The sequence below is a fragment of the Halalkalicoccus jeotgali B3 genome, from assembly GCF_000196895.1.
Taxonomy (GTDB): Archaea; Halobacteriota; Halobacteria; order Halobacteriales; family Halalkalicoccaceae; genus Halalkalicoccus; species Halalkalicoccus jeotgali.
In genome coordinates this window covers 726,353-749,342 of sequence record NC_014297.1, presented here as the reverse complement: position 1 = coordinate 749,342, position 22,990 = coordinate 726,353, and the positions used below count along the sequence as shown (strand labels likewise).

Annotated in this window: 29 protein-coding genes, 1 tRNA gene and 2 pseudogenes; 17 read left to right on the top strand and 15 right to left on the bottom strand. The window is 65.6% G+C overall.

Features of this window, described 5'->3' with window-relative positions:
* Window positions 1-27 precede the first annotated feature (27 nt).
* Window positions 28-175 (top strand) — tRNA-Met (locus HACJB3_RS19550).
* 56 nt (window positions 176-231) lie between these two features.
* Here the strand turns inward: HACJB3_RS19550 and HACJB3_RS20615 are convergent.
* Together HACJB3_RS20615 and HACJB3_RS20610 are read right to left on the bottom strand one after the other, a co-directional pair.
* Window positions 232-579, bottom strand: a complete 348-nt coding sequence (locus HACJB3_RS20615) for a TrkA C-terminal domain-containing protein (RefSeq protein WP_238532822.1) — start codon at window positions 577-579, stop codon at window positions 232-234.
* A gap of 82 nt (window positions 580-661) precedes the next feature.
* Window positions 662-1,450, bottom strand: a pseudogene (locus HACJB3_RS20610) (potassium channel family protein); the annotation flags it as partial.
* Between HACJB3_RS20610 and HACJB3_RS20605 the strand changes: the two are divergent.
* The 6 genes from HACJB3_RS20605 (at window position 1,340) to HACJB3_RS03590 (ending at window position 7,479) form a co-directional block, all read left to right on the top strand.
* Window positions 1,340-1,909, top strand: coding sequence for a hypothetical protein (locus HACJB3_RS20605; RefSeq protein ID WP_238532821.1), 570 nt, complete (start codon window positions 1,340-1,342; stop codon window positions 1,907-1,909). The pseudogene HACJB3_RS20610 and the gene HACJB3_RS20605 sit on opposite strands and share 111 nt — an antisense overlap.
* Window positions 1,910-2,226: 317 nt before the next feature.
* Window positions 2,227-2,553 (top strand): hypothetical protein, encoded by a 327-nt coding sequence (locus HACJB3_RS03610; RefSeq protein WP_008417890.1) that lies wholly within the window; start codon window positions 2,227-2,229, stop codon window positions 2,551-2,553.
* A 48-nt stretch (window positions 2,554-2,601) separates the two neighbouring features.
* Window positions 2,602-3,426: an NAD(+)/NADH kinase gene (locus HACJB3_RS03605; protein WP_008417891.1), complete on the top strand. Its 825-nt coding sequence runs from the start codon at window positions 2,602-2,604 to the stop codon at window positions 3,424-3,426.
* Window positions 3,427-3,476: 50 nt separating this feature from the next.
* Entirely contained in the window at window positions 3,477-4,406 is a 930-nt protein-coding gene (gene mptA, locus HACJB3_RS03600) for a GTP cyclohydrolase MptA (RefSeq protein ID WP_008417892.1), read from the top strand.
* Window positions 4,407-4,452: 46 nt separating this feature from the next.
* A complete protein-coding gene (rnz, locus tag HACJB3_RS03595) occupies window positions 4,453-5,373 on the top strand; it encodes a ribonuclease Z (RefSeq protein WP_008417893.1) in 921 nt (306 codons plus the stop codon).
* 132 nt (window positions 5,374-5,505) lie between these two features.
* A complete protein-coding gene (locus HACJB3_RS03590) occupies window positions 5,506-7,479 on the top strand; it encodes a DUF460 domain-containing protein (protein WP_008417894.1) in 1,974 nt (657 codons plus the stop codon).
* A 24-nt stretch (window positions 7,480-7,503) separates the two neighbouring features.
* Here the strand turns inward: HACJB3_RS03590 and HACJB3_RS20110 are convergent, their stop codons facing one another.
* Window positions 7,504-7,677, bottom strand: a complete 174-nt coding sequence (locus HACJB3_RS20110) for a hypothetical protein (RefSeq protein WP_008417895.1) — start codon at window positions 7,675-7,677, stop codon at window positions 7,504-7,506.
* 124 nt (window positions 7,678-7,801) lie between these two features.
* A complete protein-coding gene (locus tag HACJB3_RS03585) occupies window positions 7,802-7,990 on the bottom strand; it encodes a DUF7470 family protein (protein ID WP_008417896.1) in 189 nt (62 codons plus the stop codon).
* A 92-nt stretch (window positions 7,991-8,082) separates the two neighbouring features.
* On the opposite strand from HACJB3_RS03585, the pseudogene HACJB3_RS20600 reads away from it, so the two are divergent.
* From HACJB3_RS20600 to HACJB3_RS03575, 3 genes and pseudogenes are all read left to right on the top strand, one after another.
* Window positions 8,083-8,193 (top strand): annotated as a pseudogene (locus tag HACJB3_RS20600) (translation initiation factor 1A); the annotation flags it as partial.
* A 39-nt stretch (window positions 8,194-8,232) separates the two neighbouring features.
* Window positions 8,233-9,099 carry a serine/threonine-protein kinase Rio1 gene (gene rio1 / locus HACJB3_RS03580; RefSeq protein WP_008417897.1) on the top strand — a complete coding sequence of 289 codons (867 nt, stop codon included), beginning with the start codon at window positions 8,233-8,235 and terminating at the stop codon, window positions 9,097-9,099.
* Window positions 9,100-9,262: 163 nt separating this feature from the next.
* Window positions 9,263-10,039 (top strand): alpha/beta fold hydrolase, encoded by a 777-nt coding sequence (locus HACJB3_RS03575; RefSeq protein WP_008417898.1) that lies wholly within the window; start codon window positions 9,263-9,265, stop codon window positions 10,037-10,039.
* A gap of 58 nt (window positions 10,040-10,097) precedes the next feature.
* On the opposite strand, the gene HACJB3_RS03570 is transcribed toward HACJB3_RS03575, so the two are convergent.
* Window positions 10,098-10,904, bottom strand: coding sequence for an HpcH/HpaI aldolase family protein (locus HACJB3_RS03570; RefSeq protein ID WP_008417899.1), 807 nt, complete (start codon window positions 10,902-10,904; stop codon window positions 10,098-10,100).
* A 145-nt stretch (window positions 10,905-11,049) separates the two neighbouring features.
* On the opposite strand from HACJB3_RS03570, the gene HACJB3_RS03565 reads away from it, so the two are divergent.
* Window positions 11,050-11,613, top strand: coding sequence for a KH domain-containing protein (locus HACJB3_RS03565; RefSeq protein ID WP_008417900.1), 564 nt, complete (start codon window positions 11,050-11,052; stop codon window positions 11,611-11,613).
* Between the two features lie 126 nt (window positions 11,614-11,739).
* Window positions 11,740-13,428, top strand: coding sequence for a thermosome subunit alpha (gene thsA, locus HACJB3_RS03560; protein WP_008417901.1), 1,689 nt, complete (start codon window positions 11,740-11,742; stop codon window positions 13,426-13,428).
* Window positions 13,429-13,490: 62 nt separating this feature from the next.
* On the opposite strand, the gene HACJB3_RS20105 is transcribed toward thsA, so the two are convergent.
* The 3 genes from HACJB3_RS20105 to lrp form a co-directional block, all read right to left on the bottom strand.
* Window positions 13,491-13,631, bottom strand: coding sequence for a hypothetical protein (locus tag HACJB3_RS20105; protein ID WP_008417902.1), 141 nt, complete (start codon window positions 13,629-13,631; stop codon window positions 13,491-13,493).
* 64 nt (window positions 13,632-13,695) lie between these two features.
* A complete protein-coding gene (locus HACJB3_RS03555) occupies window positions 13,696-13,941 on the bottom strand; it encodes a hypothetical protein (protein WP_008417903.1) in 246 nt (81 codons plus the stop codon).
* A gap of 128 nt (window positions 13,942-14,069) precedes the next feature.
* Window positions 14,070-14,528 (bottom strand): HTH-type transcriptional regulator Lrp, encoded by a 459-nt coding sequence (gene lrp / locus HACJB3_RS03550; protein WP_008417905.1) that lies wholly within the window; start codon window positions 14,526-14,528, stop codon window positions 14,070-14,072.
* 126 nt (window positions 14,529-14,654) lie between these two features.
* Between lrp and glnA the strand changes: the two genes are divergently transcribed.
* On the top strand, window positions 14,655-16,007 hold the full coding sequence (glnA, locus tag HACJB3_RS03545; protein WP_008417906.1) for a type I glutamate--ammonia ligase: 1,353 nt from the start codon (window positions 14,655-14,657) through the stop codon (window positions 16,005-16,007).
* Between the two features lie 183 nt (window positions 16,008-16,190).
* A complete protein-coding gene (locus HACJB3_RS19945; protein WP_155828804.1) occupies window positions 16,191-16,364 on the top strand; it encodes a hypothetical protein in 174 nt (57 codons plus the stop codon).
* Window positions 16,365-16,441: 77 nt separating this feature from the next.
* Here the strand turns inward: HACJB3_RS19945 and HACJB3_RS03540 are convergent, their stop codons facing one another.
* Both HACJB3_RS03540 and HACJB3_RS03535 read right to left on the bottom strand, forming a co-directional pair.
* A complete protein-coding gene (locus tag HACJB3_RS03540) occupies window positions 16,442-17,782 on the bottom strand; it encodes a YihY/virulence factor BrkB family protein (protein ID WP_238532820.1) in 1,341 nt (446 codons plus the stop codon).
* A gap of 40 nt (window positions 17,783-17,822) precedes the next feature.
* Complete coding sequence (locus tag HACJB3_RS03535; RefSeq protein WP_008417908.1) at window positions 17,823-18,911, bottom strand: tRNA (guanine(26)-N(2))-dimethyltransferase; 1,089 nt, start codon at window positions 18,909-18,911, stop codon at window positions 17,823-17,825.
* An 89-nt stretch (window positions 18,912-19,000) separates the two neighbouring features.
* Between HACJB3_RS03535 and HACJB3_RS03530 the strand changes: the two genes are divergently transcribed.
* From HACJB3_RS03530 to HACJB3_RS03525, 3 genes are all read left to right on the top strand, one after another.
* Entirely contained in the window at window positions 19,001-19,351 is a 351-nt protein-coding gene (locus tag HACJB3_RS03530) for a hypothetical protein (RefSeq protein ID WP_008417909.1), read from the top strand.
* Window positions 19,352-19,457: 106 nt separating this feature from the next.
* Window positions 19,458-19,613 (top strand): hypothetical protein, encoded by a 156-nt coding sequence (locus tag HACJB3_RS19940; RefSeq protein ID WP_155828803.1) that lies wholly within the window; start codon window positions 19,458-19,460, stop codon window positions 19,611-19,613.
* A 51-nt stretch (window positions 19,614-19,664) separates the two neighbouring features.
* Window positions 19,665-20,441, top strand: coding sequence for an MOSC domain-containing protein (locus tag HACJB3_RS03525; RefSeq protein ID WP_008417910.1), 777 nt, complete (start codon window positions 19,665-19,667; stop codon window positions 20,439-20,441).
* Here HACJB3_RS03525 and HACJB3_RS03520 read toward each other — a convergent pair whose 3' ends face one another.
* Genes HACJB3_RS03520 through HACJB3_RS03500 form a run of 5 tightly spaced genes read right to left on the bottom strand, consistent with a single transcriptional unit; the run spans window position 20,442 to window position 22,962 of the window.
* Window positions 20,442-20,837 (bottom strand): hypothetical protein, encoded by a 396-nt coding sequence (locus tag HACJB3_RS03520; RefSeq protein WP_008417911.1) that lies wholly within the window; start codon window positions 20,835-20,837, stop codon window positions 20,442-20,444. It lies immediately after the preceding gene.
* Between the two features lie 39 nt (window positions 20,838-20,876).
* Complete coding sequence (gene hisH, locus HACJB3_RS03515) at window positions 20,877-21,545, bottom strand: imidazole glycerol phosphate synthase subunit HisH (protein WP_008417912.1); 669 nt, start codon at window positions 21,543-21,545, stop codon at window positions 20,877-20,879.
* A 40-nt stretch (window positions 21,546-21,585) separates the two neighbouring features.
* Window positions 21,586-22,188, bottom strand: coding sequence for a uracil-DNA glycosylase (locus HACJB3_RS03510; RefSeq protein ID WP_008417913.1), 603 nt, complete (start codon window positions 22,186-22,188; stop codon window positions 21,586-21,588).
* Between the two features lie 21 nt (window positions 22,189-22,209).
* Window positions 22,210-22,782, bottom strand: coding sequence for an endonuclease dU (locus HACJB3_RS03505; protein ID WP_008417914.1), 573 nt, complete (start codon window positions 22,780-22,782; stop codon window positions 22,210-22,212).
* Entirely contained in the window at window positions 22,783-22,962 is a 180-nt protein-coding gene (locus tag HACJB3_RS03500) for a DUF5786 family protein (RefSeq protein WP_008417915.1), read from the bottom strand. It lies immediately after the preceding gene.
* Window positions 22,963-22,990 lie beyond the last annotated feature (28 nt).

Here is a 22,990-nt window from a genome sequence, read left to right as displayed (position 1 = left end):
GGTTGCCAGCCGATAATCGACGGACGCGCCCGGGTGGCTTAGCTGGACATAGCGCCGCACTCATAGGGTTTCAGAGTCGAGGCGGCTGCCTTGGAAGCCTCCCATACCCACGCGCCGTGCCACGGCTCGAATCTGGGTCATGCGGAGATCGAGGGTTCGGAGCCCTCCCCGGGCACTTCTCGGAGGCGATACGAACAGGAGACGAGCGGCTCGCTCGGATCGGGCGGACCGCTACGAGGCGATCGTTCCCTCCTCGAACTCCCGGATCATCGCGTCGGTTCCGGCCACGAGAGCCGTATCGCCCTCCCGAATGGCGGTCGTCTCGTCGGTCCGGTACTCGCCGTCGCGTTCGAGGGCAACGATCACCCAGCCGGTCTCGGAGCCCTCGTTGGCCTCGTCGATCGACCGACCGGCGAGGGGGGCCGCGTCGGTGCGGATGAGGCGGATCTGGCTCACCGGCGAGACGACGTCCTCGCCGTAGACCTCGCGGGCGAGCAGTCGCGCGGTCGCCTGTTGGATCGACAGCACGTAGTCGGCCCCGCCGCTGAATGCCGTGCGGACCTTGTCCTCGTCGGTCACGCGCGCGAGGATCTCGAGGTTCTCGTTGAGCGAGCGAGCGAGCGAGTGCGATCGTGAGCAACGCGGTGGCGTCGTCGTCGACGGTGACGACCAGCGCCGTGGCGTCGGCGATCCCGGCCTCGGTCAGCGTTCCGGGATCCCCGACGTCCCCGACGACGTCGACCCCCTCGTGGTCGTCGACGTCGACCGTGGTCGTCGAGACGTCCTCGGGGAGCGTTTCGACGACGGCCCGCCCGCCCTCGCCCGCGCCGGCAACGAGGACCGAGGTGTGCTCGCGGGTCGTCCGGAGCCCGGTCCCCGACAGGTCCGCATGCACGTCGTCGATCGCGTCCTTCGGACCGGCCAGCAACAACACGGTGTTGGGCATCAGTCGGTCCGAGGGATCGGGGGGCAGCCGGAGGTCCCCGTCGAACCAGCCGGCCACGAGCGTCACGTTCGGGTGATCGAAAAACGGGGTGTCGCGCACCTTCGTGCCCCGTAGTGGACTCTGTCGGCGGACCAGCACCTCGCGGATCTCGACGTCCTCGTCGAGCGACGTCCCTTCGGGAAACGCCACGGACGTGGTGGCTTTGTACGCCAGACGGCGCCCGATCAGGACGTGCGGGGAGATCGCGGTGTCGACGCCGATGCGTTCGAGCGCGTCGTTTCGACGGGTCGACTCGGTGAGACTCGCCACCCGGAGGCCACCGTTCAGATCCAGTGCCGACAGCACGATGCTGGCGTTGCGATCGCCTGCGTCGGTCACCAGTAGGGTTGCCTCGTGGATGGAAGCCCGTTCGAGGGTCTCGACGGTCTCGGGGTCGCCGTGGATGACCTGATAGCCGTCGTCCGAGAGCCGTTTGGCCTCCTCGGCGTCGGAATCGACCAGCACGTAGTCGATCCCCAGCCGTTCGAGTTCGTCGAGCAACACGTCGCTGTCGCGGCGGTACTCGCCGATAACGACGTGGTCGTCCTTCGGGGTGAGCCGGTCGTCCAGATCGAGGGAGGTCCGCTCGAACAGGGGGATGACCAGTACCCGGAGGGTGAAAAACCCGATCGCGATCCCCGACAGCTGCATCGTGACGACGAAGACGTTCATCCACGGCGTACTCCACGGCGAGTCCGCGCCGTAGCCCGTGGTCGTCATCGTCTCGACGACGGTCTGGAACGACCGGAACAGCGAGTGGGATTCGCCTTCGAGCGCGCGCATTCCCGCGTTGTAGACGACGGTGTAAAACAGGATGACACAGACGAGTCCGGCCGCGTACCCGAGGAGGAGTCGCTGGCGACGCGAGAGGTCCTCGTAGGACCGGACGTTCTTGAAGTCGGCGAGCGATCTCACGGTATCTGACAGCGATAGTCACTACCGGGCCATCAAAGACCCGATGTGAACCCGATGCGGGACCTCACCAGGTTCGTCGCCTGCGGAGCCTGAGATACCACGACGCGGCGACTTCCGCGACCATCAACCCGGCGATCAGGGGAACCAACAGCGTCATCGTCTGTACGGGGATCATCGTTCGCCTCTATATTATTATGTAATCTAGAGTGGTAAAAATATTGCGATTTATCTGAGAAACGGGAGGGGACGACGGCGGCCGTATTAGCTAATAGGGAACAGGCATTCGCAGGGCCAACACCGACCCGCGAGCGGTGGGATGTCCGACTATGGTCGCCAACGCTCCGCGGACGCCCGAGGGATGGCGATGGAACCGGTCGGCGACCGACCGGATCGAACTCGGCCGGGAGGGCGGGCCGACCCTGCTCGGTGAACGCACCGACGGGGAGGAGTGGCGTCTCCTCTATCGCGTCGAGCGCGACCGGGCCGCCGTCGTGGACGCGCTCGGCGAGATCCCCGCTCGTGACGACCCGCGGGAGGCCCTCGCGGTGGCCGCGCGGTACATCGAAGATCGGGACCTCCCGGCCGAGCACATCGGCGAGTTGCTCGTCGTGGAGGACGGCGCGGTCCAGTGTCGCGAGTGGCGCATCGAGTGAGTGCCCGTCGTGCGAGGCGTTTTTAGGTGACGGGAGCACATCTGCGGTATGGACGTCGGCATCGTCGCCCAGAAGGACAACGCCCGCGCGGCGAACCTGGCCGACGAACTCATCGAAACCCTTCGCGAGGAGGAGACGGCCGTACAGGTCGACGAGGCGACCGCCGAGGCCCTTTCGATGGCGGGCGTCGAACCGAGCGCGATGCGCGAGTGTGACTTCGTGGTGAGCATCGGCGGCGACGGTACTTTCCTGTACACCGCCCGCGGGGTCGGTGCAACCCCGATCCTCGGAGTGAACCTCGGAGAGGTCGGCTTTCTGAACGCCGTCTCGCCGTCGGATGCGGTGAGTGCGGTCCGCGAGGAACTCGCCTACGCCCGTCGAACCGGGACCGTCCGCTCGCGGTCGGTGCCGCGGATCGAGGCTCGGGGCGAGGACTGGACGCTCTCGCCGGCGCTCAACGAGGTCGTGATCCAGGGTCCCCAGCGCGGCCACGGGCAGGGCTGTACGATCGAGGTCCGCGTCGACGGCTCGCTCTATACGGGTGGGCACGCCGACGGCGTGTTGCTCTCGACGCCGACCGGCAGTACGGCCTACAACCTGAGTGAGGGCGGGCCGCTGGTCCATCCCGATATCCCGGGGATCGTCGTCACGGAGATGTGTGCGACCGAGGCGATGCCGTCGCTGGTCGTCGGGGCCGATCGCACGCTGTCGGTGCGGGTCGACGACGCCGAGTATGCTTACGTCATCAGCGACGGGAAACAACAGCGGGCCGTCGAACCGCCGACACGAGTCGAGGTCGGCCTCGCCGAGGAACCGGCCCACATCGCCGGCCCGCCGGTGGATTTTTTCGAAGCGCTCGGCAAACTCGACTGATCGGGGCGAGATGGAAACGTTGAATCGGCGTCGGCCCTAGCTGATATACAATGAGCAGGCAACTGCCGGACGTACAAGCCGACAGCCCCGAGGTCACCGTCGGACTGAGTCAGGTCGGCGTCACCGGGGTCGAGAAACTCGTCAAGGTCGCCCGACCCGACGAGCGCCCGATCGTGCTGATGGCCGAGTTCGAGGTCTTCGTCGACCTGCCGAGCTGGCGCAAGGGCGCGGACATGAGCCGGAACATGGAGGTCATCAACGAGATCCTCGAAGACGCCGTGAGCGAGCCGACCTATCGGGTCGAGGACGTCTGTGGCGACGCCGCGGAACGCCTGCTCTCGCGACACGACTACACCTCGCGGGCGGAAGTCCACATGGAAGCCGAGTACATGACCCGCGATCGCACCCCCGAATCGGATCGGGAGACCCAGGGCACCGTCGACATCATCGCCGGGGCGACCGCCACGGAAGAGGGTACCCGCGAGGAGATCGGGACGCGAGTCACCGGCATGACCGTCTGTCCCTGTTCGCAGGGGATGTCCGTCGGGCGCGCCCGCGACACCCTCGAAGGGCTCGACGTCGACGACGAGGTCATCACCGAGTTCCTCGATCAGGTCCCCCAACCGGGCCACTCCCAGCGCGGGCACGCGACCCTCACGGTCGAGAGCGAGGGCGCACCCGAAGTCGACCTGAACGACCTGATCGACGTGGCTCGGGACTCGATGAGCGCGCGGATCTACAACCTCGCGAAACGCCCCGACGAGGACCACATGACCTACGAGTCCCACGCCGACGCGAAGTTCGTCGAGGACTGCGTGCGCGCGATGGCCGAGGGCGTCATCAGGGAGTTCCCCGACCTGCCCGCGGACGCGGTCGTGACGATGAAACAGTCGAACGACGAGTCGATCCACCAGCACAACGCCCACGCCGAGCGGGTCGCACAGCTGGAGACGCTCAAAGAAGAGTTCAACGGCGAGTAGAAACGGATCCGACACCCGTTTAGGCGCGCCGCCCGCAGAGCCGCCAATGACCTTACGCGTGACCTTTCTGGGGACCAGCGGTGCGGTCCCCACCGCGCGGCGCAACCCGAGCGGGATCTACCTCAACCGCGAGGGCGAGGAGCTGCTCTTCGACTGCGGCGAGGGCACCCAGCGCCAGATGATGCGCTTTTCGACCGGGTTTTCGATCTCGGCGATCTTTCTGACCCACGTCCACGGGGATCACGTCCTCGGGCTGCCGGGGCTCCTCCAGACGCTCGATTTCAACGACCGGGCCGACCCCCTGGTGGTCCACACGCCCCGCGGAACCCGCCGCACCGTCGAGGACCTCGTCGGCGCGCTCGACGCTCGCCTCGGCTTTCCCGTCGAGGTCCGTGAGGTCGCCCCCGGCGAGGTCGTCCGCGACGGCGAGGATTACGAGATACAGGCCTTTCGGACCGACCACCGAACCCATTCGGTCGGCTACGTGCTGGTCGAAGCCGACAGGAAAGGCCGGTTCGACCGCGAACGGGCCGAGGAACTGGGCGTGCCCGTCGGCCCGGCGTTCGGCCGGCTCCACGCTGGCGAGCCCGTCGAACTGGCGGACGGCACCGTCATCAAGCCCGAGCAGGTGGTCGGCTCGCCCCGTCCCGGACGGCGGGTCGTCTACACGGGCGATACGCGCCCGACCGAGGAAACCGTCGATGCGAGCGAGGACGCCGACTTGCTGATCCACGACGCGACCTTCGGGGACGACTGGGCCGAGCGCGCCCGCGAAACCGGTCACTCGAGCGCCCGCGAGGCCGGCGAACTTGCGGCTCGCACCGGGGTCAAGCGCCTCGCGCTGACGCATATCTCCTCGCGGTATGCCGGCGACGCCTCACGGCTCGCAAACGAGGCGAGCGAGGAACACCACGAGGCCTTTGTCGCCGAGGACGGGCTGGAGATCGAGGTCCCGTTCCCGGAGTAGACGCTATCGTCCGGGAGACCACTCGACGATGTGGAGGTATCCTGCCGGTTCGAACCGGGCGGTTCCGGCCCGGATCATAGCCGTTTCGTAGCGGGCGTGGTGTTAATATATCTCGCTTCCGTACATTCGTTCGTGAGCGCGCGAACGAGTGCCCTCGATACGCTGATTTTCGGCGTCGACATCCAAAGCGGCGACGTCCGTGGCGATGCACCCTCGTACGCCGTCGTGGCATTCGACGGCGAACACATCGACCGAGATGTGGTCTCCTACCGGAAGCTCCGGCGGCTGATCGCGAGGGAAGAGCCCTCGATCGTAGCGACCGACAACGTCTACGAACTCGCCGCCGACAAGGACGCTCTCGTCCATTTCCTCCGGGAGCTACCGAGCCAAACCAAGCTGGTCCAGGTCACCGGCGCACAACGGCCCGAACCCCTCTCGCGGGTCGCCTCACGTCACGGCGTTCCCTACGGTAAAAAACCGATGAAGGAGGCCGAAGCCGCCGCCCGACTCGCAGCAGGCAACGTCGGCCACGAGGTGAGCGCATTCACCAACACGACTCGCGTGAAAGTCTCGCGGGGGCGCTCGACCGGCAAGGGTGGCTGGAGTGCGGATCGCTACACCCGCCGGATCCACGGCGCGGTCAAAAAGCGCTCGCGCGAGGTCGAGTCGGATCTCGACGGGGCGGGACTGACCTACGAAAAGACCGTCACGGAGAAGTACGGCGGCTATTCGAGCGCCGTCTTCGTTGTCGAGGCCGACCCCCACGAGATCCCCGTCTCGACCGGGCGGGCGGGCGACGTCCGCGTCGAGATGGAGCGAGAACGCACCGACGGCATCCAGTTCGAGCCCCTCGCAAAGCGGCGCGATCACGTGCTGGTGGGGATCGACCCCGGAACCACGACCGCGGTGGCGATCGTCGGGATCGACGGCGAGGTCCTCGACGTCCTGAGCACGAGAACCGCGGATACCGCCGCGGTCATCGAGTGGATCGTCGAACGCGGGCGGCCCTTCATCGTCGCCGCGGACGTCAGGCCGATGCCCAACACCGTCGAGAAGATCCGCCGGAGCTTCGACGCCGCGAGTTGGATCCCCGGGACCGACTTACCGATCGACGAGAAACAACACCGGACCCGCGAGGTGGGCTACGACAACGACCACGAGCGCGATGCGATCGCGGCGGCGCTCTTTGCCTACGACGACCACGAAGAACAGTTCGAGCGGGTCGCCCGGAAAGTCCCCGCACCGATCGATACCGGCGAGGTGATCGCCAGCGTCGTCGGCGGCGAGAGCGTCGAGGCCGTCCTCGATTCGTACCGCGAGGACGACGGCGGGGACGACGAGGAATCCCCGGAGCACTCCGAGCCCGAGCGCAGCCCCGAACAGAAGCGGATCGCCCGCCTGGAAACGCAGGTCGAACGACTGAAGGGGCACGTAAGCGACCTGAAGGGAACCGTCGAGACGAAAGACGACCGCATCGACGAACTCGAAGCCGACCTCACCGAGCGCCGCAGCGAAGAGCGAAAACGGGTCCGCAGGAAGCGGGAAATCACGCGCCTCGAACGCGAAACCGACCGCCTCGAACGCGAACGCGACGAGGCGCACGAGGAGCGCGACGCGCTTTCGGAGAAGTTAGACCGGCTCAAGAAACTCTGGAAGCTCGATCACTCTAACTTCGCGGACATCGAGGACGAGAAACGCGATCTGATTTCGGTAAAACAGATCGAGAAATTCACGCTGGACGCGATCGAGCGCGCCGAGGAGTCCTACGGCCTCTCGAAGGGCGACGTGATCTGGCTCCGGGACGCGAGCGGGGCGGGGCCGAAGACCGCAAAACGGCTCGCCGACAGCCGGCCGCGGGTCGTCCTCAAGAACGGCGGGCTCTCCGATAGTGCCGACGAGATCCTCTTCGAGGCGGAAATTCCTGTGGGGGATGCAAGCGAGGTAACGATCCAGGAGATCGACGAACTCGCCGTCGCGCGAGAAAGCGATGTCGAGGCGGTGATCGAGGGCTGGCACGAACGCGCTGAAGAGCGCCGACGCGAGCAGAACGCTTCGATGGTCGATCAGGTGATCAGCGAACACCGCGCGGGCGACAACGAGGTCTGAGCCGGCAAGTGGTGCGCTCGCGGTCTAGTTCTCGGCCCGTGTCGGCGCATCGAGAACGGTTTTGGTCACGCTGTGTATCCCGATTACGATCAGCGCCACGCCGAAAACCGGAAGGAACGAACCGGTGAAATCACGCGCCAGGTAGAGACAGCCGAGCGTCGCTTGGATGCCGACGAGCGATTTCGTCGCACAATTCATAGATAGGATGTAAACTAAGACAGCATAATTTTTCTCCTAAATTCTACTAAACTGAAAGGACGTATATCCGATCTGCCGTTCGAGCGGCCCCACTCCCCCAGCACGCCGAGTCGGGCGTCGCGACTCAGAACATCCCGCCCATGCCGAAGGTCGAGAGCAGTCCCGAGACGAGCGATTTGACCGCGAGTCCGAGCCCGACGAGCACGAGCGCGAGTCCGGCGGCGATCAGGGGGCTCTTGACGGCGACGAGCGCGAGACCGACCAGAACGAGTACGAAACCGGCGATACCGGCGAGGCCGAGGCGATCGAGCATACCGGGCCTGAGAGTGCGGTCGGGATAAACCCCCTGACACGGGCTTCCGTCGGATTCGAACTGCGCCCCGTCGAACCGCGGCGTATGGGCGAGACGCCGTCGTGCTAGTCGAGCCATGGGACTGGCGGGAGGGGAAGGCCGACGTGACGTGGCACTACGAGCAGCGCACAGCTGGTCGGGTGCGTCGGGAGGGACACGTCTAGCGGACTCGGACTTTTACCCCTGGCACGTGTACTGCGTGCATGAGCAACACGGAGGGCGAGTTCGGACTGCTCGATCCCGAGGGTGCGGAGGGCGTCGGCGACGAGTGGGAGGAGATCGACGTTTCGGATACGGAGGCAGATCGCGTCGCCCGAAAGCGCGACCGGGAGTTCAACCAGTTTCGCAAACGGATCAAGGACGCGGACCAGTTCAAGGTCGAGGCGTCGGTCTTCGACGAGGCGACACTGCTGGCGCTCTACCAGTTGGTCCATCACGGCCACCTCCAGGCGTTCGGCGGGCCGATCTCGACGGGCAAGGAAGCGAACGTCTACGAGGCGATGGGCGCAGACGAACAGGTCGCGGTGAAGATCTACCGGATCAACGCCAGCGACTTCAAGGACATGCGCGAGTACCTCATCGGCGACCCCCGATTCGAGGAGCTCGGTGGGGACAAGAAACGGGTCGTGCTCGCCTGGACTCGAAAGGAGTACGCCAACTTGGAGCGCGCCCGCAAGGCGGGCGTCAGAGTACCGAAACCGATCGCCGTCGAGCGAAACGTGTTGGTCATGGAGTACATCGCCACCGACGGCGAGCGCGCCAAACGGCTCAACGAAGTCGAGATCGAGAACCCCGAAACCGCTTACAACGTCGTCCGCGAGTACATGCGCCGGCTCGACGAGGCCGGGCTGGTCCACGGCGACCTCTCGGAGTACAACATCGTCTTCCACGACGGCCAGCTGGTCTTTCTGGACATGGGCCAAGCCGTCACCGTCCACCACCCGAACTCCGAGGCGTTCCTCCGGCGGGACTGTGAGAACGTCGTGAACTTCTTCGCCCGTCAGGGGCTCGAAACCGATGCCGACGACCTTTACGCCTTCGTCACCGGCGAGTCCGTGCCTGAGGAGTGATCGACGGGAGGAGTGCGATCGGGAACACGGCCAACGGACGCACGCTTTTACGCGTCTCGTCCGTATCGAGTGCTATGTCACCTCACGCGACTCGCGTGAACGAGTGCAGGGACGACTGTCTGTCGGACGACTGTCGGCCGAACGACCTGATGGAGGATGACCGGTGGAGCTAAACCACGTCCGACGGGGGACGGGCGAATCGCTCCTGTTGATCCACGGGCTGGGCGGGAGCTGGCGGTCGTGGGAACCGGTCCTCGACGCGCTGGCCGCCGAACGCGAGGTGATCGCTCTCGATCTCCCGGGTCACGGCGACACCCCGCCGCTCGACGGCGAGACGTCCATCGCCACGCTCGCTGATGCGGTCGAGAGGTTCATGGAGGCTCGGGACCTCGCCGGGGTCGACGTGGTCGGGAACTCGATGGGCGGGCGGCTCGTGCTCGAACTCGCGCGCCGTGGCGAGGTCGGTGACACCGTTGCGCTCGATCCCGGCGGGTTCTGGGAGGGCTGGGAGCGGTGCTTCTTCTACGGGACCATCGCCCCGTCGATCCGCCTCGTCCGGGCGCTCCAGCCCGTCACGGGGACTCTCACCGGGAGCCCCGTGGGTCGGACCCTGCTTCTGGCACAGCTCTCGGCGCGCCCGTGGGCCCTGCCCGCGGACGTCACGCTCGAGGAGCTACGGACCTTCGCCGACTCGCCCGTGTTCGACGAGTTGGTGGATCGGCTGGCGTTCGGGCCCCCACAGGAGGGAGCCGACTCCACGCCGGGATCGGTCGTGATCGGCTGGGGGCGCAAGGACCGGCTCACCCTTCCCCGTCAGGCGGGCCGGGCGATGGAGCGGTTCCCCGAGGCCCGGCTGTACTGGTTCGACGAGGGTGGCCACTACCCCCACTGGGACTCCCCCGAAGAGGCGACTCGGTTGATCCTCCAGACCACCGGCTGAGGTCGCCCGAGGCGGGAGCGTTTCGAGCGGGAAACAGGTAGGACCGGCGCGAATCCGGTCAGCGATCGCCGAACCGTTCGGGCCACGATTCCAGCGCGCCCGCCGCGGCGCCGGTCGTCGAGCCCGTGTGCAGGATCTGATAGCCGTCGTCGATCTTCTCTACGACGTCGTCCTCGCCGAAACCCAGCCCGCCGATCGCCACGTCCGCCTCGCGCGCGGCCGACACGACCGTCCCGACGGCCTCCTCGACCTCGGGGTGATCTGGTTCGCCCGGATGACCCATCGCCACCGCGAGATCCAGCGGACCGAGGAAGACGAAGCCCAGTTCGGGCACGGAAAGGATCTCCTCGATCTCCTCGACGGCCGATGGTTCCTCGACTGTGATGCCGATCATCGTCTCGCGGTCCTCGCTCGCGACGTAGTCTTCCGTCCGGCCCCAGCGGCTCGCCCGCGGGTTCGCAAAGCCCCGTTTTCCGGGGTCGCCGTCGTACTCGAATCGTGCGGCCTCGACCGCCCGGCGGACCGCCTCGGCGGATTCGACGTGTGAGACGAACAGGTTTCGCACCCCGGTATCGAGCGCCTTGCGGATCGTCGCCGGGTCCGGCGAGGGGACCCGGACGAGGAGTTCGGTGCCCGCGAGGTCGGCCGCCCGGAGCAGGCTCGCGAGCGCGTCGGCGTCGCGGGGCGACGGACCGGCGTGTTCGAGGTCGTGCCAGACGAAGTCGAAGCCGAGATCGCCGTAGATCTCGACCATCTCCGGGCTGTAGAGGTCGTCGAGCACCCCCAGCGCGACACCGCCGTCCTCGACGGTGGCTCGCAGTCCGTTCCCCCGTACCCGGTCGTCACCAGCGGAGTCGGATTTCATCCCGTCTTCCCGTACGTGCAGCCGTCGAATAAGTGTGCGGCCCCGTCTCGCCGAGACCGTCGTCCGTGCCTGTGAGACGACCCCACGACCCGTATCCGTCGGCCGATGGCCGAACGTTTAACCTAACCGAGCCAGTAGATCCGATATGAACCACGTGAAGATTCCGCAGGACCGCGTCGGCGCGCTGATCGGTGCCGGCGGCGAGACGCTCCGGGAGATCGAATCCCGTGCGGAGGTGCGCCTCGACGTCGATTCGGAGAACGGTGCGGTACAGGTCGAAACCGTCGGTGACCCCGTTACGGGTCTCAAGGGCCCCGAAATCGTCCGCGCCATCGGCCGGGGGTTCGCCCCCGAGGACGCCATGGAACTGCTCGAAGACGACGTGATGCTGTTCGACCTGATCGACATCGACGCCGCCGCCCGCAACAAGAAGGACCTCCAGCGAAAGAAGGGCCGCCTGATCGGCGAGGGCGGGCGTACCCGCCAGATCATGGAGGAGCTCTCGGGCGCGAACGTCGTCATCTACGGGTCGACGATGGGTGTCATCGGGCGGCCCGAACAGGTCTCGATGGTGCGGGAGGCCGCAGAGATGATCCTCGAAGGCGCGCCCCACGGGGCGGCCTATTCCTTTCTCGAACGCAAGCACAACGAGCAGAAACGCGACGACCTGAGTTACCACCGCTTCCCCGGCGGCGGGGAGTCGGCGTAGTATATAAACGTTCATGCGATAACCTGTCACAACGTGGGAGGACACCAATTCCCACGGATATTCTGACGTTTCCGATGCTTTTATATAGAAGCACAAACAATCCATCTCCTGACCATGGCTCAGCAGATGGGTAACCAGCCCCTCATCGTACTCTCGGACGACAGTCAGCGCACGTCCGGACGGGACGCACAGTCGATGAACATCACGGCCGGGAAGGCCGTCGCCGAGGCCGTACGGACGACCCTCGGTCCGAAAGGAATGGACAAGATGCTCGTCGACTCCTCGGGTGGGGTCGTCGTCACGAACGACGGCGTGACCATCCTCAAGGAGATGGACATCGAGCACCCCGCCGCGAACATGATCGTCGAGGTCGCCCAGACCCAGGAGGAGGAGGTCGCGGACGGCACCACCTCGGCGGTCGTCGTCGCGGGCGAACTGCTGAAGCAGGCCGAAGAACTGCTCGATCAGGACATCCACGCGACGACGCTCGCACAGGGGTATCGACAGGCAGCAGAGAAGGCAAAGGAGGTCCTTGAGGACATCGCGATCGACGTCGACGCGGACGACACCGAGATCCTCACCCAGATCGCCGCGACCGCGATGACGGGCAAGGGCGCCGAAAACGCCCGTGACGTGCTCGCCGAGCTCGTCGTCGACGCCGTCCAGTCTGTCGCCGACGAGGACGACATCGACACCGAGAACGTCAAAGTCGAGAAGGTCGTCGGCGGCGCGACCGCCGAATCCGAGCTCATCGAGGGCGTTATCGTGGACAAGGAGCGCGTTCACGACAACATGCCCTATTTCGCCGAGGACGCCAACGTCGCGCTGCTCGACGGTGCCCTCGAAGTCAAGGAGACCGAGATCGACGCCGAGGTCAACGTCACCGACCCCGACCAGCTCCAGCAGTTCCTCGACCAGGAGGAATCCCAGCTCGAGGAGATGGTCCAGAAGATCAAGGACGTCGGCGCGGACGTCGTCTTCGTCGGCAGCGGCATCGACGACATGGCCCAGCACTTCCTCGCACAGGAGGGCATCATCGCCGTCCGGCGCGCGAAGGACTCGGACCTCTCGCGACTCGCCCGTTCGACGGGCGGGAGCGTCGTCTCCAGCGTCGACGACCTCGACGAGGACGACCTGGGCTACGCCGGCTCGGTCGCACAGAAGGACATCGGCGGCGACCAGCGCATCTTCGTCGAGGACGTCGAGGAGGCCAAATCGGTCACGCTGATCCTCCGCGGTGGCACCGAGCACGTCGTCGACGAGGTCGAGCGCGCAATCGACGACTCGATGGGCGTCGTCAGCGTCACCCTCGAGGACGGAAAGGTGCTGCCCGGCGGCGGCGCACCCGAGATCGAACTCGCGCTTGCGCTGCGTGACTTCGCCGACTCGGTCGGCGGGCGCGAACAGCTCGCCGTCGAGGCCTTCGCCGACGCCCTCGAGATCAACCCGCGCACGCTGGCGGAGAACGCAGGTCTCGATTCGATCGACTCGCTCGTCGAACTGCGCAGCCAGCACGACGGCGGCGCACAGAGCGCCGGGCTGGACGCCTACACCGGCGACGTCATCGACATGGAAGCGGAGGGCGTCGTCGAGCCCCTGCGCGTGAAGACGCAGGCCATCGAGAGCGCCACCGAGGCCGCGGTCATGATTCTCCGGATCGACGACGTGATCGCCGCGGGCGACCTCTCCGGTGGGCAGGTCGACGCCGACGACGGCGGCGACGACGAGATGCCCCCGGGCGGTGGCGGTATGGGCGGCATGGGCGGCGGTATGGGTGGCATGGGCGGTATGGGCGGCATGGGCGGCGCGATGTGAAGTAGGCCCTAAAGCCCACTATCCAACTACCGACGAACCGATTTCTTCCCGTTTCCGACCGATCAGCGGCGCGGATCGTCGCTCAGAAAGAGGCTGTCCTCGTTCTCGCTGAAATAGACGTCGAGCGCCCGTAGTACGCCGACGTAGACCGCACTGGCGAGGAGCACGAACCCAATCAGGCCCCAGAAGATCACGTCGATCATATACCGACGTATCATTAGAAATATATATTCGTTCCGGCCGTCTCGCGGGATTCGATCGCGGCGGTCAGTCGCGCCCGGACAGCGAGACGGCCACCAGGACGCCGCCGAGTACCAGAACCGAAAGCGGGAGCCCCGGGACGGCGACGTGTGTCGAACACTCGTTGACGCCACGGTCGGGCGTGTAGCCGAGATCGGTGCCGTTGAGACCGTACAGCACCGGCCCACCCGGCGGCTCGCCGACCGCGGCGACTTCTGTACATCCCGACAGTGGAAGGGGCGGCGACAGCGCGAGTAGCGCGAGCAGTCCCACGCATGCGAACAGTAGTAGCAGTGATCCCGGTCTAGAACGCCAGTCGTCTCATTGGCGGGCGAACGAACCGGACGGACATGTAGATACGGGGCCGATTGCGAAACGCAGTTTTTCCGCAGAAATCGCTTCTATTCCTCGAGTTCGAGGGGGAACTGGCGGTTCTCGACGGGGGCGTTCAGCACGACGCTGGTGTTCGATTCGCGGATGTCGGGGTCAACGAGCAGGGCCTTGATCCCCTCGTTCATCGCGTCGGTGTCCTCGAACTTCGCGATCGCGATGATGTCGTGGTCGCCGGTGACCTCGTAGACGCTGATCATCCGGTCGGACTCTCTGAGGCGTTCGGTCACGTCGGGCAGTGCGTTGCCCTCGACTTTGAGCTGGAGGATCGCCGTGACGTCGTACCCCAGCAGACCGTAGTCCAACTTCGGGGTGTAGCCCGTGATCGCACCCTCCTCTTCGAGGTCCGAGAGGTGATTCGAGATGGTCGTCACCGACACGTCCAGTTCCTCGGCGAGGCTTCGCAGACTCGCACGACCGTCGTCCAGCAGCGCGTTCACTAACTTCGAGTCGAGATTTTCGTACGTCATCACTTCTACGGATCCACTACACCCATTAGAAGTTTACGAATATCCAGTTCTATATCCGAAACGGAATACTTGCGTAGAGCGATAGTATTTTGGTGGTATCTGTGTTCAGAGTGAGTGTCGAGAACGATGGCAAACGGAAACATTACATCTGAGGAACAATCGGTCCTGCAGCGCATCGAGGAGGAGAACGTCAAGTTCCTCCGCCTGCAGTTTACCGACATCACGGGCACGGTCAAGAACGTCGCGATCCCGGCCAGTCAGGCCGAGAAGGCCTTCGACGAGGGAATCTGGTTCGACGGGTCTTCGATCGAGGGGTTCGTACGCATCCAGGAGTCGGACATGCGCCTCGAGCCCGACCCGTCGACGTTCGAGATCCTCCCCTGGAGGTCCAACGGCGACGATGACCACGCGAGCGCACGGCTGATCTGTGACGTCGTCAACACCGACGGGACCCGCTTCGACGGCGGGCCGCGACAGGTGCTCAAAAGCGTCCTCGAGAAGGCCGACGAGATGGGCTACTCCGTCTCGATCGGTCCCGAACCCGAGTTCTTCCTCTTCAAGACCGACGAGGAGGGCAACGCGACGACGATCCCCCACGACACGGGCGGGTACTTCGATCTGGCACCGAAAGACCTCGCAAGCGACGTCCGCCGGGACATCATCTTCGCGCTCGAAGACATGGGCTTCGAGATCGAGGCCTCCCACCACGAGGTCGCCGAGGGCCAACACGAGATTAACTTCAAATACGAGAACGCGCTCGAAGCGGCGGACAACATCGCCACCTTCCGCTCGGTGGTCCGAGCAGTCGCCGCACAGAACGACCTGCACGCGACGTTCATGCCCAAGCCGATCGCCGAGATCAACGGCTCGGGGATGCACACCCACATCAGCCTCTTCGACGAGGACGGCAACGCCTTCGCCAACGATTCTGATGAGTTCAACCTCTCGGAGGTGGCCTACCAGTTCATGGGCGGCATCCTGAACCACGCGGAGGCCTTCGCCGCGGTCACCAATCCGACGGTGAACTCCTACAAACGGCTGGTGCCCGGCTACGAGGCGCCCGTCTACATCGCGTGGTCGGACGTCAACAGGTCTGCGCTCATCCGCGTACCCGACGCCGCGGGCGCGAGTTCGCGCTTCGAGGTCCGCAACCCCGACCCCTCGTGTAACCCCTATCTGGCGCTGGCGGCGATCATCGGTGCGGGGCTACACGGTATCGAGACCGACGCGGATCCCGGTTCACCCGTGCGCGAGGACATCTACGAGTTCGACGACGCGAAACGCGAGGAGTACGGCATCACGACGCTCCCGCCGAACCTCGAGCGCGCGGTCGACGCCCTCGAGAGCGACGAGGTCATCACCGACGCGCTCGGCGAGCACGTCACCGAGAAGTTCATCCAGGCAAAGCGCTCCGACTACGCCGATTATCGGACTCACGTCAGCAGTTGGGAGACCGAGAAGTACCTCGAGAAGTTCTGACGTACCCGGTCGACGCAACCCGTTTTTATCGTCGTCGAACTAGCCGGCCTAGCGCTCGCTACCGTCATGACCCGTGTCGATCCGTAGCAACGCGACGCGAAATCGAGTCGTGGTTCCAGTTCCCGGACCCATTCTGTCCGAAACGGAACGCCGCCGGCTGTGTATGCGTTTCGAACTCAAGAGGTGACACCAGACGCGATCCGCCTCTACCGACAGCTGATCCGCATGGACCTGGTCGATGCGTGTGAACGGCTCGCTCGTAACCTCACACAGGACGAGGTCGAAACTGCAACTGGTTGCAGTACGACAGCGATACGAGAGGCTCGTGATACGGTCCGAGAGTACCTCGGATCGTGAGGTCCGTTTCCCGCGGGCCGGTACGTGCCTTGGCCGTTCGTAGCACCGTCCTGCGATTCGTCGGCTTGGTGGCTCTATCAGTCCCCGCGCCAGTTGCGGATCGCGTCGTTGACCCGGCCGGGGAACCCGAGCACGCCCAGTCCGGTACCGACCGTGACCATCACGACGTACAGGCCGAGCGTCGAGAGCCAGAGGACGATCATCGCGGCGATCGCGACGAGCCCCGAGAGGAAGAAGAACGCCCCCAGCGTCATGATCGTCCCGTATAGCAAGACGAGGTACGGTCCCCAACCAGTGGCGTGACCCCGGCGGACGCGCTTTCTGACGTACTTCTTGAGGTCTGATTCGACGTCCTCCTTGTCGACGGTTTTGGACTCGATGTCGTCCCGGAAGGTGTCGAGATCGGTTCGCAGCGAGCGCACCTCGTCCTGCAGGCCGACGACGTCGGGTGCGGGCCCGCGCTTTCCGGTTCCGGCCTCCTCGCTCGCGGTACGCGTCGAGTCGGTCGTCCCGTCCGCCTCGGCGCCGATGTCCGGATCGGGCCCGCGGGAATCGGATGCTTTGCGGGCGCCCGAGCCGTCGGTCGCTTCGGTCGTTTCCGTGAGCTCTTCGCCTGCGCCGTCTGCGTCGTTGTCGCGGTTCATGAGTACTGAGTTGAGTACGGCACCGAGGATGATGAGAACGCCGCCGATGTAGAGCCACGTGAGCAAGAGGAGGATCCCGCCGATCACGCCGTAGGCCTCGTACTGGCCGGCGTTCGAGGCGTAGATCCCGAACACCGACTGGAGGAGAGCCCACCCTACTCCCGCGAGGACGGCCCCCGGGATCGCATCGCGCACGGTCAGGCCCTCGACATCGGGCATGAAGTAGTACATCGGAAGGAAGACGACCGAGAGCGCGATCAGCGCGAACAGCGGGGTAACGTAGCCGATGAAGGGGATCGTGGGAACGAGCGCGAAGACGGTTCCGAGGACGAGCATCCCTACGATCGCCAGCAGGATCGACAGAAAGACGATCAGGGCGTTTGCGATCTGGCCGACGATCGACTTATCCAGCCCGGAATCGTAGATGATCGAGAAGGCCGTATCGAGGCCGCGAAAGAGTTTGAGCGCGCTCCAGAGCAACACGACCGACCCCGCGATCGTCGCCCCGCCACGGCCGGTTTCGCCGGTGATCGCCCCCTCGATGGCCTCCTGGCCGGCCGGCGCGAGAAAGGCGCTGGTCCGATCGAGGATCTGGTTTGCGAACTCCTGACCGCCGACGGCGCTCACGGCGGCGAACGTGAACAACAACAGCGGGATGAGGGAGACGAACGCGTAGTACGCGATGCTCGCCGCGAGAAACGTGGCCTCGTTTTCACGGACCTCCTCGACGACCTCCCGGCCGACGCCGACGGCGCTCGTCATGCGGCGATTCACACCGGAATTGGGGTGGGGAGCTACAAATACTCGGGGGATGTCATTCGGCCGACCCCGCCACCGCCTCCCGAATCTCTCCGACAGTCGCCTCGGTTTTGAATGCGGTCCCGTGGTAGTGTGCGCGCGTGGCCCCGAAGCCCGCCTCGTGCAGCGCCCCGAGGAACTCGTCCATCGATTCGGCGGGCCGACCCCACTCCTTGCAGAGGCGATGCTGGTCGTAGTGGGTCGGGAGAGGGAGTTCCCCGGAGAGTGCCTCGATCAGTCGGTGGGCACGCGTTGCGCTTCCCCACTCATCGTCGACATGTTCGCCGACCTGCTCGACGAATGCGGACTCGTGAGTGGGACCGAGCCAGACCGGCCCCGCCGTCAACACCCGATTCGAGCCACACAGGGGGCAACTCTCCCACGATTCGGGGAGCAGTCCCTCCGTGGCCTCGCGATGGAGACAGTCCTCGCAGTGATCGAGATAGCCCAACCGCTCGATCGCGCGGTTGCCGTCGGTCGCGCTGTGGTTCAGATCGAGATAGGTCCGGACGTAGTGGCGGGTGACGTGGCTGAAGATCGGAACGATCCCGACGTCGTAGCGCGCGGCGGTGCGCGCAAGTGCCGACAGCAGGATTCGCAATCCCATCTCGGGGTGATAATCGGTGTTCTGCGGGACGGCGCTGTACTTCCTGACGCCGCTTTCGAAATGAGCGCCACACAGCGGGGCGGTGTCCGTGGCGGTGACACAGACCATGTTGCGGGCGTTCGCAAAGGCGGCGTCCGCAAAGGGGATCGGCGTGCCGTAAGGGTCGAGATCGACGACGTCGAACAGCCCTTCGTGAAGCAGGGCGTTCGCGTCCCGATTCACCACTTCGCCCTCCAACCCGTTCCGATCGAGGTTCTCCCGACAGAGGTCGGCGTTTTCGGTCTTGTAATCACAGAGCGTCGCCGTCCAGCCGTCCGCGGCTGCCCGTACCCCCCTGATACCGGAGGCGCTCATCGCATCGAGATAGCGCTCGGCGCGGGGTTCTCGGTCGCGATAGGCGCGAAGGACGGCGACCGTCAGGTCGCGATTCAGTTCCTGATCGGGGTTGTAAAACGCCTCCCCGGTTTCGATCTCGACCCCGCCCTCGCGTACGCGCATGGAAGTACTACGGCGGCGAGCGGGGGAAAAGCCATGCGATCCCCGTGTGGAACCGAACCGGTTTAGCCCCGTCCGTCCCAAGGTGGCGTGTGTCCGATCCGCTCGGCGCGTGGCGCGAGGAACTCGCGGGAGCCGGGGCGATCACCGGTCCCGTAGCCGAGCGGATCATCGCGACCCACGGCGACCGGGGCGTGCGCGCGATCGAGGCCGTCACCGAGAGACGGGTCAAAGAGTACCGCGATTTCACCGTCGTCGTCGGCCACGAGGCGGAGTACGTCGTCGAGGACGGGGGCTGTACATGCAAGGACTCGGCGTACAACCTCGACCCCGAAGACCCCACCGAGCGCTGTTGGCACGCACTCGCGGTCGTGATCGCCGAGGCGACCGGGCGGGTCGACGAACACGATATGTGGTACTCCGAGGTCCGGAGCTTCCTCTAAAGAAAGCCCTCAGCGCTCCTTGGCAGTCGCACTCCGCGGCCTTTCTGGGTCCAGAAAATCGCGAAGCGATTTTCGAGATCGTCCAGGTACCGCCGAGTCGCGGCGCGTGATAAGCGCGGGACTTCCGGTCCCGCGGACCATTCGAGCGGCCTTTGACCGCGAGAAGATGACGCGCCGCTTCCGGGGACACCAGCCCTCCCCCGTCCCGCTCACGCGGGCGGCGAACGTGCCGCCCGCGCTCGCACCGGCCACCGCACCGTGACCGCCCCACGGGAGTCGATAAACCGAAGCCTCCTCGCTCCCAGTCGTCGCTATGAACCCACGGCTCGCGCGGATCTCGATATTTCCGATTAAGTCCCTCGACGCCTACGAACCCGAGCGCGCAGAGATTACCCCGTCGGGGCCTATCGCGGGCGACAGACGCTATGCGATCGTCGACAGCGAGGACGAGTACGTAAACGGCAAGCGAACCCCGGCAGTCCACCGGATACGAGCGAGTTACGACGGACTCGACCGGGTCGTGCTCTCGACACCCGAAAGCGACCCCCGCGAGTTCTCGCTTGGAGACGACTGCGACCCTCTCACTGACCGCCTTACCGAGCATTTCGGCGATCCCGTCGAGTTAGTCCGCGACGAGGTCGGACTGCCCGACGACACCGACCTCGCGGGCCCGACCGTGATCAGCACCGCGACCATCGAGGAAGTCGCCTCGTGGTTCGATCTCAGTACGGGGAGTATCCGGCGGCGCTTTCGTGCGAACCTCGAAATCGACGGTGTCCCCGCGTTCTGGGAGGACCAGCTCTTCTCCGATCACGGTCACGTCGTCGACTTTTCCGTAGGGGACGTCCGGCTCGCGGGCGTCAATCCCTGCCAGCGCTGTGTGGTCCCCTCGCGGGATCCCGACACCGGCGAGGAGATGGCGAACTTCCGCGAGCGATTCGTCGAGAAGCGTGAGGAAACCCGCCCCGAGTGGACCGACTCCGATCGGTTCGATCACCCGTTCCGACTGATGGTCAACACGCGGGTTTCGGAGGCCGGCGAGATAGAGGTCGGAGACCGGGTCGAGATCCGCGGCGAGCGCGCGGAGTGATCACCGATCGGGGTGGGGTTTCAGCGCGTTCACGTAGGTGTTGCCGCGGACGGCGTCGGCCCCGACGGAGACGAACACGAGGGCGTTTGCGATCGCGAGCGCCCAACCGACCGCTCGCCCCAAAGAGCCCTCGAAGGGCGGGGTAAGGAGGAGGCCAACGGAGAACGAGACGCCGACGAGGACGAGTCCGACGCCGAAGGGGACGTACCAACGGAGCCGGCGGCCACCGACGGGAACCGCGTCGACGACACCGCTCACCAACAGTAAGACGCCCGCGAGTCCGAACGAGAGGATCTGAACGGCGAAGGCCGGATCCGAAACCGGGTCGGCACCGAGCGAAAAGACCGTGAACAGGGCGAGCATCACGGCACCGAACCCGACCGGGAATTTCCTCATGGCAATGTTGTTACCTGAAAACCGATAACAGTACCGGCCTCACGCCTCGGCGCAGATCGCCACGAAGTTCCGCAGGATCTGCAGGCCCGTCTCGCCGCTCTTCTCGGGGTGAAACTGGGTGCCGAAGACGTTACCGGCCTCGTTGGCGACGATCGCGGGGAACTCGATCTCGTAGTCCGTGGTGGCGACCACGCTGGTCGCGTCCTCGGGTTCGGCGTAATAGGAGTGAACGAAGTAGGCGTACTCGCCGTCGATGCCCTCCACGAGCGGGTGTTCGCGCTCGACGCGTAGCTCGTTCCAGCCCATGTGGGGCACCTTCTGGCCCTGATCGAACCGGAGGTTGGTCCCGGGGATCAAGTCCAGTCCCCGCACGTCGCCCTCGCCGTCGTGGGCGGCTTCCTCGCTCTCGGTCAGGAGCATCTGCATCCCCAGGCAGATCCCGAAGACGGGCTGGCCCCGCTCGGCCGCCTCCAGGAGTGGTTCGCGGTACGGCCCGGCGTTCTCGACGCCCTCACGAAACGCGCCGACGCCCGGAAGGACGATTCCATCGGCCGCCGCGAAGGCCACGGGGTCGTCCGTGATCTCCACCTCGGCGCCGGCCCGCTCTAGTCCCCGCGTGACGCTCCTGAGGTTCCCCAGCCCGTAGTCCACGACGACGACCTCCGCGAGCGTTTCGGGCGCCTCGGCGGCCTGCGTACTCAAATTCATGTCTCGGGGTACGTCCCACCTGCTAAAGGCACTTTCCGTCTCAAAACGAGTCGAGTCGTGACTGGCCGTCCCCGCCGTCGGCCCCATCCGCACCGATCAGCGTTGCGGCCTCCCCGACCGTCGCGTCGAGAGTTTCCTCCTGGGACCGGTCATAGAGCATCGCCGCCGGGTGGACGCTGATCAGGACCCGTCTCGACTCGCCGCCGATCCGGTGTTCGACGACGCTCCCGGCCTCCTTCGTCACCGCCACATCGCGCTCCAAGAGGTGCTCGGTTGGCACCTTCCCGACGGTCATGATCAACGCGGGGTCGACGAGTTCGATCTCGCGTTCGAGATACCCCCGGCAGTTCTCGAGTTCCTCCTTCGTGGGGTCGCGGTTCTCCGGCGGGCGACACCGCACGCAGTTGGTGATACGCACGTCCTCGCGGGCGATGCCGTGTGCGCGGAGTTTCTCGTCGAGTTGGGTCCCGCTCCGGCCGACGAACGGTTCGCCCTCCTCGTCTTCCTGCTCGCCCGGACCCTCCCCGACGATCAGCAGGTCTGCGTCCTCCGGTCCCGTCCCGTTGACGATCCGCGAGCGCGACTCGACGAGGGCGGGACAGCACTCACATTCCGTGACCCGGGGTCCGTCCATGTTCTCCATGCCCGCCGTTTCGACGGCGAGTTACAAATCCTCTCGGAAGCGATCCGCAGCCCGGGCGGCCAGTCGCGCGACCCTGAGCGGTTCGGGTCGCCCGCCGTCGGTCGCGGTGGCAAAGAGCAGTTCCCGAGCCTCCGCGGCGTCGAGGCCGACCCCGCGCCAGAAGAACTCGCCCTCCCCGATTTCGATCCGCTCGCGTGCGGGCTGGCGCTCGTAGACCGCGAGGTGCCGGTCGAGTTCCGCGCCCGAAAACGCCTCACGAAGGGGTCCTTCGAGGCCCGGACTCCTCTCGAAACTCACCGCACAGACCGGTCGGTCGAGCGCGTCGGCCAGCGCGGGCAGGTCGAGAAGGTTGTACCACGCGGGGGCGATCCCCGACAGCAGGACGTACTGGACGTCCGCACGGTCGAGTTCCAAAAAGAGCGCAACGACCGCGTCGGTGGCGTCCTCGCCGCCGATGGTCAGCGAGCCGAACGCCAGCCCGTCGACGACGCGATCCGCGCGCACGAGTGCGCCCGCGAGCGTGCTCGGCTCACCGGGCGAGCGCTCGCCCCGGAAGGACTCGGCGACGCCGAGCACCCGGGCCCCGGATTTCATTCACTCCTGGTCCTTGATCTCTTCGAGCCTCGAGAGCAGTTCGTCGTTCGAGGCACCGTTGTCGAACGTGATCGCACCGTCGTGGGTGTTCTCGTTCGTATCGACACCGTCGCCGTCCTCGAAATCGGTGTCATAGTCTTGGTTCTCCTGTTCGGATTCATCGTAGCTCCCGAAGCCCATACACGAGGATATAATGTAGCCTGTTACT

Coding starts and splice junctions, on each gene's coding strand:
- HACJB3_RS20105 (WP_008417902.1), bottom strand. CDS start 13,631: ATGATCGACGTGATCTTCTGGGGCCTGATTGGGTTCGTGCTCCTCGCC.
- HACJB3_RS03505 (WP_008417914.1), bottom strand. CDS start 22,782: ATGAAATCCGGGGCCCGGGTGCTCGGCGTCGCCGAGTCCTTCCGGGGC.
- HACJB3_RS03570 (WP_008417899.1), bottom strand. CDS start 10,904: ATGAAATCCGACTCCGCTGGTGACGACCGGGTACGGGGGAACGGACTG.
- HACJB3_RS03525 (WP_008417910.1), top strand. CDS start 19,665: ATGAACCCACGGCTCGCGCGGATCTCGATATTTCCGATTAAGTCCCTC.
- hisH (WP_008417912.1), bottom strand. CDS start 21,545: ATGAATTTGAGTACGCAGGCCGCCGAGGCGCCCGAAACGCTCGCGGAG.
- mptA (WP_008417892.1), top strand. CDS start 3,477: ATGAGCAGGCAACTGCCGGACGTACAAGCCGACAGCCCCGAGGTCACC.
- HACJB3_RS03605 (WP_008417891.1), top strand. CDS start 2,602: ATGGACGTCGGCATCGTCGCCCAGAAGGACAACGCCCGCGCGGCGAAC.
- glnA (WP_008417906.1), top strand. CDS start 14,655: ATGGCAAACGGAAACATTACATCTGAGGAACAATCGGTCCTGCAGCGC.
- HACJB3_RS03610 (WP_008417890.1), top strand. CDS start 2,227: ATGGTCGCCAACGCTCCGCGGACGCCCGAGGGATGGCGATGGAACCGG.
- rio1 (WP_008417897.1), top strand. CDS start 8,233: ATGAGCAACACGGAGGGCGAGTTCGGACTGCTCGATCCCGAGGGTGCG.
- HACJB3_RS03565 (WP_008417900.1), top strand. CDS start 11,050: ATGAACCACGTGAAGATTCCGCAGGACCGCGTCGGCGCGCTGATCGGT.
- HACJB3_RS03520 (WP_008417911.1), bottom strand. CDS start 20,837: ATGAGGAAATTCCCGGTCGGGTTCGGTGCCGTGATGCTCGCCCTGTTC.
- HACJB3_RS20110 (WP_008417895.1), bottom strand. CDS start 7,677: ATGAATTGTGCGACGAAATCGCTCGTCGGCATCCAAGCGACGCTCGGC.
- lrp (WP_008417905.1), bottom strand. CDS start 14,528: ATGACGTACGAAAATCTCGACTCGAAGTTAGTGAACGCGCTGCTGGAC.
- thsA (WP_008417901.1), top strand. CDS start 11,740: ATGGGTAACCAGCCCCTCATCGTACTCTCGGACGACAGTCAGCGCACG.
- HACJB3_RS03585 (WP_008417896.1), bottom strand. CDS start 7,990: ATGCTCGATCGCCTCGGCCTCGCCGGTATCGCCGGTTTCGTACTCGTT.
- HACJB3_RS03510 (WP_008417913.1), bottom strand. CDS start 22,188: ATGGAGAACATGGACGGACCCCGGGTCACGGAATGTGAGTGCTGTCCC.
- rnz (WP_008417893.1), top strand. CDS start 4,453: ATGACCTTACGCGTGACCTTTCTGGGGACCAGCGGTGCGGTCCCCACC.
- HACJB3_RS03500 (WP_008417915.1), bottom strand. CDS start 22,962: ATGGGCTTCGGGAGCTACGATGAATCCGAACAGGAGAACCAAGACTAT.
- HACJB3_RS03535 (WP_008417908.1), bottom strand. CDS start 18,911: ATGCGCGTACGCGAGGGCGGGGTCGAGATCGAAACCGGGGAGGCGTTT.